General features: G+C 45.5%; 12 protein-coding genes and 1 tRNA gene. 6 read left to right on the top strand and 7 right to left on the bottom strand.

Annotated features, from left to right (window positions below; genetic code table 11):
- Window positions 1-4: 4 nt before the first annotated feature.
- Together GWR56_RS18950 and GWR56_RS18955 are read left to right on the top strand one after the other, a co-directional pair.
- Window positions 5-1,387, top strand: a complete 1,383-nt coding sequence (locus GWR56_RS18950; RefSeq protein ID WP_162432769.1) for an FGGY-family carbohydrate kinase — start codon at window positions 5-7, stop codon at window positions 1,385-1,387.
- Between the two features lie 94 nt (window positions 1,388-1,481).
- Window positions 1,482-4,157: a glycoside hydrolase family 78 protein gene (locus tag GWR56_RS18955; RefSeq protein ID WP_162432770.1), complete on the top strand. Its 2,676-nt coding sequence runs from the start codon at window positions 1,482-1,484 to the stop codon at window positions 4,155-4,157.
- Between the two features lie 62 nt (window positions 4,158-4,219).
- On the opposite strand, the gene GWR56_RS18960 is transcribed toward GWR56_RS18955, so the two are convergent.
- Window positions 4,220-4,456: a hypothetical protein gene (locus tag GWR56_RS18960; RefSeq protein WP_162432771.1), complete on the bottom strand. Its 237-nt coding sequence runs from the start codon at window positions 4,454-4,456 to the stop codon at window positions 4,220-4,222.
- A gap of 208 nt (window positions 4,457-4,664) precedes the next feature.
- On the opposite strand from GWR56_RS18960, the gene GWR56_RS18965 reads away from it, so the two are divergent.
- From GWR56_RS18965 to GWR56_RS18975, 3 genes are read left to right on the top strand one after another with little or no spacing between them, the layout of a single operon-like run.
- Complete coding sequence (locus tag GWR56_RS18965) at window positions 4,665-6,446, top strand: carbamoyltransferase C-terminal domain-containing protein (protein WP_162432772.1); 1,782 nt, start codon at window positions 4,665-4,667, stop codon at window positions 6,444-6,446.
- Window positions 6,385-7,359 (top strand): glycosyltransferase family 2 protein, encoded by a 975-nt coding sequence (locus GWR56_RS18970; RefSeq protein WP_238395268.1) that lies wholly within the window; start codon window positions 6,385-6,387, stop codon window positions 7,357-7,359. The genes GWR56_RS18965 and GWR56_RS18970 overlap by 62 nt, the downstream gene beginning before the upstream one ends.
- A gap of 1 nt (window position 7,360) precedes the next feature.
- Window positions 7,361-8,356: a glycosyltransferase family 9 protein gene (locus GWR56_RS18975; RefSeq protein ID WP_238395269.1), complete on the top strand. Its 996-nt coding sequence runs from the start codon at window positions 7,361-7,363 to the stop codon at window positions 8,354-8,356.
- Here GWR56_RS18975 and GWR56_RS18980 read toward each other — a convergent pair.
- The 5 genes from GWR56_RS18980 to GWR56_RS19000 all read right to left on the bottom strand — a co-directional run bounded on the left by GWR56_RS18980 (window position 8,283) and on the right by GWR56_RS19000 (window position 13,573).
- Window positions 8,283-9,413: a glycosyltransferase family 9 protein gene (locus GWR56_RS18980; protein ID WP_162432773.1), complete on the bottom strand. Its 1,131-nt coding sequence runs from the start codon at window positions 9,411-9,413 to the stop codon at window positions 8,283-8,285. The two genes, GWR56_RS18975 and GWR56_RS18980, sit on opposite strands and share 74 nt — an antisense overlap.
- Window positions 9,394-9,972, bottom strand: coding sequence for an HAD-IIIA family hydrolase (locus GWR56_RS18985; protein ID WP_162432774.1), 579 nt, complete (start codon window positions 9,970-9,972; stop codon window positions 9,394-9,396). Before GWR56_RS18985 ends, GWR56_RS18980 begins: the two co-directional genes overlap by 20 nt.
- 2 nt (window positions 9,973-9,974) lie before the next feature.
- Window positions 9,975-11,258 carry a glycosyltransferase family 1 protein gene (locus GWR56_RS18990; protein WP_162432775.1) on the bottom strand — a complete coding sequence of 428 codons (1,284 nt, stop codon included), beginning with the start codon at window positions 11,256-11,258 and terminating at the stop codon, window positions 9,975-9,977.
- Between the two features lie 2 nt (window positions 11,259-11,260).
- Complete coding sequence (locus GWR56_RS18995; protein ID WP_162432776.1) at window positions 11,261-12,232, bottom strand: glycosyltransferase family 4 protein; 972 nt, start codon at window positions 12,230-12,232, stop codon at window positions 11,261-11,263.
- 447 nt (window positions 12,233-12,679) lie between these two features.
- Window positions 12,680-13,573: a cation diffusion facilitator family transporter gene (locus GWR56_RS19000; protein WP_162432777.1), complete on the bottom strand. Its 894-nt coding sequence runs from the start codon at window positions 13,571-13,573 to the stop codon at window positions 12,680-12,682.
- A gap of 185 nt (window positions 13,574-13,758) precedes the next feature.
- Between GWR56_RS19000 and GWR56_RS19005 the strand changes: the two genes are divergently transcribed.
- Window positions 13,759-13,848, top strand: a tRNA-Ser gene (locus GWR56_RS19005).
- A 56-nt stretch (window positions 13,849-13,904) separates the two neighbouring features.
- Here GWR56_RS19005 and GWR56_RS19010 read toward each other — a convergent pair.
- The gene (locus GWR56_RS19010) at window positions 13,905-14,438 is read right to left on the bottom strand and encodes a DUF4199 domain-containing protein (protein WP_162432778.1); all 534 of its coding nucleotides are present in this window, start codon (window positions 14,436-14,438) and stop codon (window positions 13,905-13,907) included.
- Window positions 14,439-14,511: the final 73 nt, after the last annotated feature.

Here is a 14,511-nt window from a genome sequence, read left to right on the forward strand (position 1 = left end):
CGATATGAGTGCGATACCCGTTATAGCCATATTTGATGTTGGGAAGACGAATAAAAAGTTATTCCTGTTTGACGAGAATTACCAGATAGTTTTTGAAAAAACAGCCCGCTTTTTAGAGACAGTGGATGAGGATGGCTATCCATGCGAAAATATTGAGAGCTTAAGGCTTTCGGTGTTCGATTCGCTGAGCGAGGTTTTCCGCATGAGTGAGTTTAAGGTAAAGGCAGTGAATTTTTCGGCCTATGGTGCAAGCTTTATTTATGTTGGCGAGGATGGCAAACCACTTACGCCCCTGTACAACTATCTAAAAAGTTACCCGGAAGAATTGAGCGAGCAATTTTATGCAAAATATGGAGGTAAAGACAAAGTGAGCGTGCAAACCGCATCGCCGGTGCTGGGCAGCTTAAATTCCGGGCTGCAGCTCTACCGTTTAAAGTACGAACAACCTGAAGTTTTTAAAAAAATAAAATACGCACTGCATTTACCCCAATACCTGAGCTATTTGCTTACCGGAAAAGCTTGTTCTGACCTCACCAGTATTGGCTGCCACACCTGCCTTTGGGATTTCGAACAAAACCGCTATCATGAATGGACGCAACACGAGGGCATCGCGCTAAAGTTGCCCCCTATATTACCTGCTAACAAGGTGATGCCTGCGTTATTCCCCGGCAATAACTACAAGGTGGGAATTGGCCTGCATGATAGTTCAGCGGCGCTTATCCCATACCTGGTTAATTTTCATGAGCCGTTTATACTCATCAGTACCGGTACCTGGTGCATCAGCTTAAATCCTTTTAACCAGCAGCCCTTAACAGCCAATGAATTGAAAGACGACTGTTTGAGCTACCTGCAATACCAGGGCCAGCCGGTAAAGGCATCAAGGTTGTTTTCGGGGTACGAGCACGAGCAGCAGGTTAAAAAAATTGCAGCACACTTCCATACCGATATTATCAAATACCGGAACGTTATATTTGAGCCGGAAGTTATCAGTCACCTGAAAGCCAAAAAAAATTCGGTGACACAAAATGCCGATGCCAAAACATCCGCGTTTGAGAAAAGGGACCTTTCTGAATTTCATAATGATATAGAAGCTTATCATCAACTTGTGCTCGACCTTATAAACCAACAGGTTTACGCCACGCAACTGGTATTAAAAGGCACCCCGGTAAAACGCATATTTGTTGACGGCGGCTTTAGCAAAAACAGTGTATTTATGCATTTGCTTGCTTCAGCTTTCCCGGCAATTGAAGTATTCTCGGCTTCCATGGCGCAGGCTACTGCAGTAGGCGCGGCGTTGGCTATTCATAAAGAATGGAACCGGAAACCTATACCAAATGATATTATCCAATTGAAATATTATTCTTCCAGTCAAACCATTAGTATATGAATGTTGGCTTGTTTATACCTTGTAGACCAGTTTTACCCGGGCGCCGCAATTGCAGCCTATATTTTTAATCAGTTCAACCTTAGATTAATTTAAAATGATCAGAAACCTACTTACTTTATCGTTATGCCTTGTTTTAGGATCAAATTGTTTTGCGCAATTAAGCGCGGAACGGCTGCTTACCGAAAACCAGGCCGATCCAATCAGCATTGATGCTAAAACACCGCGCTTTAGCTGGCAAATGGAGGCAGGGAATACAAAAAATGTATTGCAATCGGCTTATCAGATCAGGGTGTATACGGCGGATGATAATAAACTGATCTGGAATAGCAATAAGGTTGCTGATAGTCAATCGATATACGTGCCATATAAAGGCCCTGCATTAACATCGCGCACAGCTTATGTCTGGCAGGTTATGATCTGGGATAATAAAGGTCATGCCTCGCCATGGAGCAAAAAAGCTACGTGGCGCATGGGAATGTTATCTCCTACCGATTGGAAAGCAATGTGGATAGGTCCCGGTTATGCAGGCGATATGGTAGATAAACCAAGCTCCATGTTTCGTAAAGGCATCACCCTTAAAAAAACCGTAAAAAGCGCTTTTGCATATATAACCGCCCACGGCTTATACGAAGCGCAAATAAACGGCGCAAAAATTGGCGATGCCTACTTAACCCCTGGCTGGACAAGCTATCATAAACGCCTTCAATATCAGGTTTATGATGTTACAAAAATGCTGGTCAAAGGTGAAAATGCCATTGGTGCAAAGGTAGGCAGTGGTTGGTACCGGAGCACACTGGTATCAAGCCCTAACCACTATGGGAAAGATGTAGGCCTGTTGTTCCAACTGGAAGTCGCCTATACCGACGGCACACATGAAACTATCGTATCTGACGGGAGCTGGAAATCTGCAACGGGCGAGCTCCGGTACGCCGAGATATATAACGGCGCCACAATAGATGCCCGAATGGAACAAAAAGATTGGGCAAAGCCCGGTTTTGATGACAGCAGGTGGACTGCCGTAAAGGTGCAGGATTATGGTAAAGAGAACTTTATAGCAACTTATAACGAGCCGGTAAAAAAACACGAAACTTTCAGAGCACTTAAAGTTATAACAACCCCCAAAGGAGAAAAGGTTATAGACTTTGGGCAAAACCTGGTGGGTTGGGTACGGTTAAACGCCAACGGCAAAGCCGGCGATTCGATAAAAATATCCCACACGGAGGTGTTAGATAAGGCGGGGAACTTTTACACCGAAAACCTTAGGGGCGCAAAAGCGCAAAACGTATATATCCTTAAAGGCGGCGGCAATGAATATTTTGAACCCCAGTTTACCTGGCAGGGATTCAGATACATTAAGGTTGAAGGCGTTAGGGGCGATTTAAACCTTGATAACTTTACCGCTGTGGCCGTTTATTCGGATATGGAACCTACAGGGGTGTTTACCACATCAAACCCGATGCTGAACCAGTTGCAGCATAATATACAATGGGGTCAAAAAGGCAATTTCCTGGATGTGCCCACAGATTGCCCGCAACGTGACGAACGCCTAGGCTGGACAGGCGACGCGCAGGTGTTTTCGCGCACGGCATCGTTTAACATGAACGTGCACAACTTTTTTACTAAATGGTTAAAAGATGTAGCTGCCGACCAAAACAGCGATGGCAGTGTGCCGCATATTATTCCTGATGTATTTGATGGCCAAAACGGAGGTGCTACGGGTTGGAGCGATGTTGCAACCGTTGTGCCATGGAACATGTACCTGGCCTATGGGGATAAAGAATTATTACAAAACCAATATCCAAACATGAAGGCATGGGTTGATTACATGCAGAAACATTCGAAAAACAACCTTTGGAACACTGGCTGGCACTTTGGCGACTGGCTGTTTTATAGCGTAGAGAATGATCTTGATGGTATGTCGGCCATAACCAGCAAGTATTTAATAGCGCAGTGCTTTTACGCATACTCAACCCAGTTACTGATAAATGCGGCCACTGCATTAGGCAATAAAGCGGATGCAGACCACTACACCATTTTATTACAACAAATAAAAGCGGCGTATTTAAACGAGTACGTAACGCCAAATGGCCTTATCTCCTCGGATACGCAAACCGCTTATACGCTCGCCTTAGCGTTTGATATGCTGCCCGATAATTTACGTGAACAGGCCGCCGGAAGGCTGGCGGCTAACATTGCCCGGTATGATAACCATTTAACCACCGGCTTTTTGGGTACCCCCTATCTATGCCATGCCTTAAGCCGCTTTGGTTATGCCGATGTTGCTTATAAACTATTGCTGCAGGATACTTACCCATCGTGGTTATACCCTATAAAAATGGGCGCTACTACTATTTGGGAAAGATGGGACGGCATAAAACCTGATGGTAGTTTCGAAACCCCAACCATGAATTCCTACAACCATTACGCTTATGGCGCCATTGGCGATTGGATGTACCGGGTTACATCGGGCATTGATACGGACCCCTATGCCCCCGGCTATAAAAAGATAATTATCAAGCCAACCGTTGGTGGTAAATTAACCTATGCTAATGCAAGTTATCAAACACCTTATGGCAAACTAGTATCTAACTGGAAAATAGAGGGCGATACGTTTAACCTTGATGTTGAAGTACCGGCCAATACCACCGCTACCGTTTATGTGCCCGATTACAACGAAAAAGAAGGTTATAGAACAGAACACATAGGTTCGGGCAGTTACCATTTTATCAGCAAATCATTTATCAATCCGGTTAATCACACTAAGCCATAATTATCTGTTTTTTGTAACCTGTTACATAGTTGCAGCCATTAACCGGTAAGAATTACTTACGGTTACCTGTGTTTATCTTTGCTTTCGGAATCCGTAACCTGATTTTTATCGCTACCGGGGCCTACGTTCTTACTCGTATCATTTTTCGAGGCCTCGGGTCGTTCACGGGGGGCGTTTTGCTTTTCATATACAGTACTGTCGGGCTTATCGTTCGCGCCTATAGCGCCCTGGGGGTTTCCTTTACAACCTGATAATATAGCGCTAACGGCTATCGCTGATATAACTAATACCTTTTTCATAGTTTGATGTTTAGTAATTAATGGGTTGATGATAAAATAACCAGCGAAAGGAATCAATGTTTAATCAAATAAATAATATTTTTCCTAAAACTATAATTTTGTAATCCTGTTAAAAGAGAGTTGCTTATATATTACAGTACGTATTTTTCACTTACAGATCCGCTGCAACATTAGTTATTAATAGAATTATAGTTTAAATCTGCTACAGATGTTTACATTAGGGATCAACGCGGCCTTTCATGACTCGGCCGCCTGTATAGTAAAAGACGGCATTTTACTTGCTGCAACTGAAGAAGAGCGTTTTACCCATTTCAAGCACGGCAAGCGGCCGGTACCATTTTCAACCTGGGAGCTTCCTTTTCACGCAATAGATTATTGTTTAAAGGTTGCCGGCATACATATCAATGATATAGACCATATTGCTTACTCGTTTGACCCATACCTGATCATCGGCGAAAAATATCGCGGCAAAGAAACTATCGAAATACCTTTTGAGGAAGGCCGCTCACATTTGAACGATGAATTTGCCAACCCCTGGGAACCTTTGTTCCTGTCTTCTATCATTAACGCCCCCGGCCAGTTAAGGGATGGCTGGCCCCACCACTTGCAGCAGCGTTTTATTGGCTGTAACATTGGCCGCGAAAAATGGCATTTTGTTGAGCACCACATAGCACACGCGGCCAGCGCGTTCAACTGCTCGCCATTCCGTACTGCTGCAGTGATGACGGTAGACGGGCGGGGCGAGCAAGCCACCACTACCTATAATATTGGCCGCGGCCAGCAGTTGGACAGGATAGGCCAGGTAAACATGCCGCATTCGTTAGGGTTGCTTTATGAAGATGTAACCACTCATCTTGGCTTCCTGCATTCGTCAGACGAGTATAAAGTAATGGCGCTGGCATCATACGGTAAGCCCGAGTTTGCAAACGATTTCAGGGAGATCATACATATCGGCAGTAACGGCCAGTATACCATAAACAATCAGAACCTGGTGGAACGGTTTGGCCCTAAAAGGCTGCGCCACGAAGAGTTTACAGCCTTCCATTTCAACATTGCGCATTCGATGCAGTTGGTACTGGAAGAAGCTATGCTTGAACTTACCGGCTGGCTACAGCAGGAAACCGGCGAAGAAAACCTTTGCCTTGCCGGTGGCGTAGCCCTCAATTGTGTGGCTAATGCCCGCATACGCGATAAAGGTTTCTTTAAAAATATTTGGGTGCAGCCTGCCTCAGGCGATGATGGCACGGCTCTGGGTGCCGCGCTGTGGGTGGATGCGCAGGAGCGCAAAAGCGATGAAAAAACCTTTGTGATGGACCATTGCTACTGGGGCCCACAATATACCGATGTTGAAATAGAAAAACAGCTTAAGCTTTGGAAGGTGCCTTACCGCAAGCTGGATAACATCGCTGAAGAAACCGCCGATATACTGGCACAAGATAAGATCATTGGGTGGTACCAGGGCAGGATGGAGTTTGGGCCGCGGGCCTTGGGCAGCCGTTCTATTCTTGCATCGCCTATTAACCCGGCTATGCAGGCCAGGCTTAACGAAGTTAAGGACCGTGAAGATTTCAGGCCGGTGGCTCCGGTTGTGCTGCAGGAAAAAGCCCACGAGTGGTTTAACAATGCCGAGTATTCACCTTTTATGCTATTTATTTATGATGTAAAAGAAGATAAGGCCGATAAAATACCTGCAGTACGCCATACCGATGGCACGGCCCGCATCCAAACCATTAACGAGCAACAGCATAAAGATTATTACGATTTGCTTAAAGCCTTTGAACGCAAAACCGGCGTGCCGGTGTTGGTAAACACGTCGTTCAACACGCTGGGCAAGCCTATTGTATGCACCCCGCGCGATGCAGTAGAATGCTTTTGGTCGTCGCCCTTTGATGCATTAATTATCGGATCATTTGTAATTGAAAAAGAAAGTGGAACTAATAACAGTATCTATAGTAATTCCAACATATCGGCGGCCGAAACTGTTAACTAACTGCCTGCAGGCGCTGCTGCAGCAAAAATTTGATAAGTGGCTTTACGAGATAATTGTAGTAAGCGATGGACCAGACGAGCAAACAAAACAGGTAGTTAATAAATGGGCGGCGTACGAGTATCCGCAGATGCGTTACCTGCCGTTAACTGTAAAAAAGGGCCCTGCAGCGGCCCGTAATTATGGCTGGTTAAACGCCCGCGGCAAAATTATCGCCTTTACTGATGACGATTGCACGCCCGACCCACATTGGCTGCAGGAACTTGTCAAGCACTGTAACCCCAACCAGGATGTTGCAATTACCGGCAGAACAATTGTGCCCATTGGTAAAAACCCCACAGATTATGAACAGAACACCGCGCATTTGCAAACCGCAGATTTTATAACCGCTAACTGCGCCTGCACAAAAAATGCCCTGATAAAGGCCGGGGGCTTCGACGAGCAGTTTAGTATGGCCTGGCGCGAAGACAGCGACCTGGAGTTTAAGCTTATTGATAATAATATCCCTATAAAAAAAGTAGAAAGCGCCATTGTGGTGCATCCGGTGCGGAGCCCGGCATGGGGCGTAAGTATTAAGGAGCAAAAGAAAACCATGTACAACGCGCTGCTTTATAAAAAGCACCCAACATTATATCGCAAAAAGATAAGCCAGACAACCCCGGTATTATATTATTGCATTATAACGGCTTTTATAATGATGCTGGCGGGGATAGTAAGCGGGCAGTCGGCTGTAACGCTGGTTGGTTGTGCAGGCTGGCTTGGTTTAACAGCCTATTTTATTTTTAAACGGCTTTATAAAACCAGGCTCTCCGTAAATCATATCACCGAAATGGTTATCACATCTTTTATCATCCCATTCGTATCGGTATTTTGGCAATGGTATGGTGCATTTAAGTTCCGCGTATTATTTATTTAGAATGATGAAATTACCAGCTTCCCAGATCAGAAAGATAACAATTTTCAGGGCCTTACAGTTAGGCGATATGCTTTGTGCCATACCGGCTGTCCGGGCCCTGCGCTATGCATACCCTGATGCCGAGATAACTCTGATAGGTTTGCCCTGGGCAAGATCGCTTACTGAAAGATTCAGTAATTATTTCGATAAGTTCATATCCTTTCCCGGCTATCCCGGTTTGCCCGAGCAAGAATTAAACCCTGCTGCCTTTATCGCATTTCTTGATGATGTGCAAAAGATACAGTTCGATCTCGCACTACAAATGCAGGGTAACGGCTCTGTAATCAACCCGATGGTTGAACTTTTTGGGGCTGCTTTCACCGCCGGTTATTCCACAGAAGGACATTACGCGCCGGATAACGGCTTATTTATGCCCTATCCGGATCATGGGCATGAAATAGACAGGCACCTGGCACTCATGGATTTTTTGGGCATTCCGTTACAGGGGAACGATATGGAATATCCCCTTACGACAAATGATTACGACTCCCTCGACCAGCTTAACCTGGGTATCGAACCAAAAAATTATGTGTGCATACACCCTGGGTCGCGCGGTGCATGGCGGCAATGGCCCGTAAAATATTTTGCGGCGCTGGCCGATTATTGCATCGAGCAGGGTTATAAGGCAGTACTTACAGGCACAAGGGACGAATCAGACATTGTAGATTCAGTTATCAGCCATATGCGTTACGAACCTATAAACACTGCCGGCAAAACATCTATGGGCGCAGTGGGTGCACTCATAGAGAATGCAGCTATGCTCATTTCAAATTGCACGGGGGTATCGCATATCGCATCAGCATTTAAAACACCAAGTATTGTTATTAGTATGGACGGCGAACCGCAGCGATGGGGGCCTTTAGACACCCGTGTACATCGGACCATCAACTGGCTTCAAACACCCGATTTTCATTTGGTATTCCGGGAAACGGTTGAGTTTGTGACACTGGTGAGTTAAGCAATTGGGTAACAGCCTCAACAATATCGTTTGGAGCCGGGTGCTTAACGGATTTGTTGTAAAGCATTGTATTTACCCAGGCAATAACCTGATTTTTGCTGCGCAATTGTTCGGGCACCGGAAACTGCAGTACTTTGTGGGGGACACTCCATGGCGTATGCTGCGGATTAGTTTGTGCATATAGCACAACTACAGGCGTGCCAACAGCAGCAGCTATGTGTACCGTACCTGTATTAACAGAAATTAACAGAGGTGATCTTTTAACAAGACAGATAAACTCCGAAAGCGTGAACATACCAGCGGCGGAAAAACTACCCGCCCCAATGCGAGCTTCCAGTTCGTCGGTTAATTGCCGCTCTGCCTCTGAGCCTGTCAGGATCAACTGGTAACCCTGCTCAATTAATAGCTGCCCTGCTGCTGCCCACCCTTCAACGGGGTATTCCCGCTTTAATTCACTTACACCTGCATGCAGCAACAGAAAAGGCTTTTCAAGGTCTGCCCCTATTTTTTTTAATTTGCCGGGAATGGCAGGCCACAACGCCTCATCAGCATTGAGATTAAGTGCCTCATGTTGCGGGTACGCGCCAACAGTTGCTACCAGGTCAAGGTCGCGCCGTACCTGGTGTTTAATTTCGTGGTAAGGTTCAATATCAGGTACCCAATTATTAATGAGTTGATACGGGTTTTCGCGGCAATAGGACAATATTTGCGGCACCCCAGCTAAATAGGCCAGCATTGCTGTTGGCACCGGGTTTTGGCTATAAACTGTAAATATAACCGCAGCATCAAAGTTGTATTGCTTAATGGCAGCTACAACTTTGTTAAAACTTTCGGGGCCTGGAGCTGCGGCCGTTTTAACCCATGGCAGGTCAAAGATGATGGCGTCATCAATTTCGGGCATATGTTTTATGATACCTTTTGCCATTGATGAGGTCAATACTGTTATTTTTGCCCCAAAACTTTCTTTTAAAGCACGGATAGCCGCGCCCGTCATGATCAGGTCGCCCATATTATCCGGGCGGATGCAAAGTATATTTTTACAGCCCTGCCAGTTCATGTTCGTTATTTAATAGCAACAAGTTTGCGGCCTGGTTAATGGTTTGGCACACGATAGTTGGTTTACGGTACGGCCCTTCTATCCACTCTGTTTCGTTACCATTGTCGATTAAGACAGTATTACAGCCGGCCCTGTTGCCGGCCTCCACGTCGTTTAAAATATCGCCTATCATCCACGAATCGTTTAAGCTTATCCGATGATCAGCCGCCGCCCTCAGCAGCATGCCGGGCGCAGGCTTACGGCAATCGCATTCCTTGTCATATCCCGGCACGCTACCCTGAGGATGGTGGGGGCAGTAATAAAACCCGTCTAACTTTAAATTATTGATAGTAAACAGTTCTTCCATGCGGTTTGCCACGGCCAGCAATTTATCCTCAGCGAAGTATCCCCGCGCCACGCCCGACTGATTTGATATGATGATGAGCTTAAACCCCTCATACTGCAGCTTTTGCAGCCCTTCTGTTACCTTATCTTCCAATGTGATTTTTTCAGGGTCTACATTGTAAGGGATATCGGGTATCAGAGTACCGTCCTTATCAAAAAAAATTGCCTTGTTCATGGTTAAGCTGCCTGGTATTCCCCGGTTATCAGTTCGGCTTCGCCGGCGGCCGGGATAAGCGCATCATACAAGCTGATAACCCTTTTTGCAACCTTTGCCCACGTAAAATGGGTATTTACCCGGTATATCGCATTTTCGCCCATACGGCTTAACAGTTCGCCATTATCAATTACCTTGCTGATCTTATCCGCCAGTATTTCGGGGTCATGCGGGTTTACCAATAACCCGGTTTCGCCGTCGGCAATGCTGTATTTTATCCCGCCCACATTGGCACCTATTACCGGTGTGCCGCAAGCCATCGCTTCTAAGGGTGTTATTCCAAACGGTTCGTACCAGGGGGTGGTGATGAACAGATCGGCGGCTGAATAGTAAAATTTAAGCAGGTGGCGGTCTTTGCGGCCGGTAAATATGATAGAATCCACTACATTATGTTCACGCGCTACGCGCATTAACCTCGCAAATTCAGGGCAGCATTCTTCAGTCAAAATTTCGCTCTCGCCGCCCACTATTAAAAGTTTAACCGGCTTTTCAAGGCCTTTTAAATTGCTTAAAGCGCGTATAACATTATCAACACCTTTACGCGGCACCATACGCCCAAGTTGCAGTATAATATGTTCATTTTGCGGTAAGCCCAATATTTTGCGGGCAGTTGACTTGCCAACAGGGTAAAACTCTTTTGAACTGAAACCGCACGGGATTATGCTGACCTTACTTTCGGGTGCATTATAATATTGTATCAGATCGTCCATATCCTGAGGGCACTCCGCAATAATATGGCAGGCCTCCTGTACGGCCTGTTCCTCAATCAGCAAGCGCTCAGCAGGGAACTTGTCGGCTTGCGCCTGGTGTATTTTACGCACATGGCCCAATGCATGAAAAGTTACCACAAATGGTATATCCAGCTCTTTTTTAATACCCATAGCCACATACGCCGACATAAAAAAGTTGGCATGTATCAAAGAGTAATGCAGGTGCCGGTTTATGATAAACGCCACCATATTACCTTTAAATTCATCCATATATTGCAGCAGTTCCTCTTTTATAACGTTTGCTGCAGGGCCTGCCTGTATATTTATTACACGCACTCCCGGAAGCCAGTCAATCACATCCTCAAGTTCCTGATTGTCTTTACGGGTAAATACATCAACCAGGTACCCCTGTGCTGCAAGGTGCCTGGCCAACTGTGCAACGTACACATTTTGGCCGCCGGTGTCAACGCCGCCAAGGCTTGCCAATGGTGATGCATGTTCGCTTATCAGCGCAACTCTTTTTGTTTGATATTTCATATTTATACTATTTGGGCGGCAGTGGTTTGGCTTTTCGCGGTGACTTCGTTAAAAAGGGTCTCCCAATCGTTGGTAAAACGCCCTATACTAAAGCGCTGTAAAGCTACTTCCCTGCCTCTGGTGCCAATTTCGCGGGCCAGTTGCGGCTCGCTGATCAATAATTTCATTTTGTCTATCAGGTATTCTACATCGGTGTGTATAAACCCTGACACGCCATTTTCGATAACTGCAGATAACTCTGTTGTGGCAAGCCCTACTACGGGTATGCCCATCATCATGGCTTCGCATATAGCAAGGCCAAGGCTGGTGTATCTTATCGGATTAAAAAAGAAACGGCAACGGCTTTGAAATTTTGGCAACTGCGGATGCAGCACCTCCCCCAGTCCAAGTTCGCCTGTGCCCATGCCTACCAGATCAAGCGGTACATGTTTACGGGCGTGCATAAATATATCGTGCCCCAGCAAACGGCCGCGGGCGGGTAAATTATTAATTACTACAATTCCGCGGTCAAGGTCGCCCTGGTATATAGCGCCAGGGTCGGTCACCCCATGCTCGATAACACGGGTTGGCGTTTTGTTACTATCCCACATCAAGCGGTTAAAATGTGTAACATGTACCAACACCATGTTTTCATCATCCACAACATGTTTGGTATCGGTAGGGTGTTGGCGCGGCGGGTCATGTTCAATATAAATTCGAGGCAGCTCGCGCTGCTCCGCAGTCAATATCTCGTACTGATCAACCAGGTAGTTATTGTTGGTTTGATACACAACGCAATCAAACTCGTGGTACTTCACCTCTTCGGCAGGTATTTCTTTCACATTGTCACCAAAAGGGAAGGTCTCTCCCCTTCCATAATAACCTTCGGTCTTTTCGGGCTTTGTTGGTATGTATATGTCGTAATTGCCCTGCGACAGATAAAAAAGGTAGCTGCCATGTATATGCCAGGTAAATACTTTCAGTTTGTTTTGCATAAAATGTTGTGGTGCTAACACGCTATTTTAACCAATAACAAAGCCAAACGTTAATTAACTTATAAATAATTTCATATCGTTATAAGATTTGTAATTTCCGTGCTAAAAATGATGCCTTTTTTAAAGATCTCATCATGGGCGGGCAGTTAACCGTTCGTTTATTATGACAACCGGTGTCTAGTTATACTGACACCGGGCTTACCAAAACATTGGTGAAATAAAATCAACGGCTGTTTTTTGTTTTTGGATACCTTATAACACTAAAACTAAGGGGAAGCGATTCTACCCCCAACGCTACAATTTGTGGAAGCGGTTATGGGCCACATTGTACTCGTGATAACTACTGGGATTTAAAAATGATATTTAACTAAAAATTAAATTCCGAAAAGCAATAAGGTAAAAGAGCTGGCGGCAACGATATGGCCGGAAAAAGCAGCGTAAAATGGATTACACCGGTTCTACCAACAGGTGCCTGAAATGAGGATAACGCTGCTGAATTTCAGTTCGCAGCCGGTCTATAACGATCACCATCTCCTGGCTGGGCACATCTGGTTTAAATTTAACACGCAATTGTACTATCACTTCTTCGGGGGCCAGGTACATCGACTGGCTACTCACCACGCTAAGGGTGGCATCGTCCGATTCGATCATCAGTATCATTTCATTGATTTCGGCTTTACCGGCACTCTCGCCCATCAAAAGGCTCCGGCTCTCACGCACCAGGAACACCGCTACCATTGTAAGCAGCAAACCGATCAAGATAGAAGCCACGCCATCCAGGTACGGATTGTTTAATACCTGGCTTAAAACAATACCCGTAAATGCCAAAAGAATACCTATTACATCTGCCGAATCTTCAAAAAGCACAACAAATGTAGATGGGTCTTTACTTTGTTTTACCGCTTTCCAAAAAGGGGTGTCGCCCCTTTGCCGGTTAAATTCGCGCAGGGCGGTAATGAGCGAAACGCCGTCAAAAACAAAGGCGATGCCGAGCACAATATAGTTCCATATTGGGTTATTAATTGGTTCGGGGTGCAGCAAATGATGGACGCCCTCGTAAATTGAGAACCCGCCTCCTAATGCAAAAAACAGCAAGGATACCACAAACGCCCAAAAGTACAGTTCCTTTCCATATCCAAAAGGGCGCTTTTCATCAGGCGGACGCTGGCTTTTGCGCAAGCCCAGCAGCAGCAGTACCTCGTTACTAGTATCAACCAACGAGTGGATGCCTTCGGATGCCATGGCCGAGCTGCCGGTAACAAACGCAGCTGTCAGCTTTGTAGCCGCTATTAACAGGTTTGCAGCCAGGGCGGTATAGATAGGAGTTTTGGAACCGGGCATAAACGTTTTACAAAGTAACATTTGTTACCCCCTGAGGTTTGCACACACCGGCCACAAAACCATCAATAATTTAAATTGATAACACTTGCCCTATATTCTTATAACTTTTTATATTTGCCGCCGCAAGCATTTACCGGGTATATTTTATCCCGCAACGACGGAACTTTTGTTAAGGTAATGCATCCGGAGAGGTGTCAGAGTGATCGAATGTGCCTGATTCGAAATCAGGTGTACTGTAACAGGTACCGGGGGTTTGAATCCCTCCCTCTCCGCCAAACAAATAAGCCCTCGGGAGTTCCTGAAGGCTTATTTATTTTTATTATTTGCCTGATCAGGCAGCTTCAACCGGTTTTTGCCTTCTTTTCAGGATCAGCGCGGCAATTATCGAGATCACCAAACCCACCGGCACTATTTCCATGTAGGTAAACATTATATTCACAAGCGGGTTGCGATACATTTCTATATAATTGTCTGTTTCAGCCATCTTAGCCTGTATCTCGGCGGCGCCGGCTCCCTGCGCTTTCATATCCGCCAGCATCAGCGCTTTGTATTTATCAAAAAAGTCGGGCACAAAAAATGTGTAATCTATCATCCATACAATAACATATATTGTTGAGGCAACTAATGTTATCAAAAGCCCTATCTTTAATCCCCTGCCAAAGCTGATAACGCCGTTGTTATAATTATCGCGGTAGTTTTTGATGCCTGCAAAAATCACCGATAAACCCACTATCATGGTTGCATACCCAAAAAACATCCGGGCGTTCATGCTTATATTAAGCGTAAGCAATTGCTCGCTAAGCAGAAACCAGCCAACGCTTATTAAACCGCCAATTAAACCACAGATTAAAATTATCCTTTTCATTTTTTTAAAGTTTTAAGTTTGGTTCAAAAGTGGGTTAACAGTTTGTTTTCAGGGTCATACTTTTGGGTGATTT

Origin of the sequence: Mucilaginibacter sp. 14171R-50 (assembly GCF_010093045.1) — a bacterium.
Taxonomy (GTDB): Bacteria; Bacteroidota; Bacteroidia; order Sphingobacteriales; family Sphingobacteriaceae; genus Mucilaginibacter.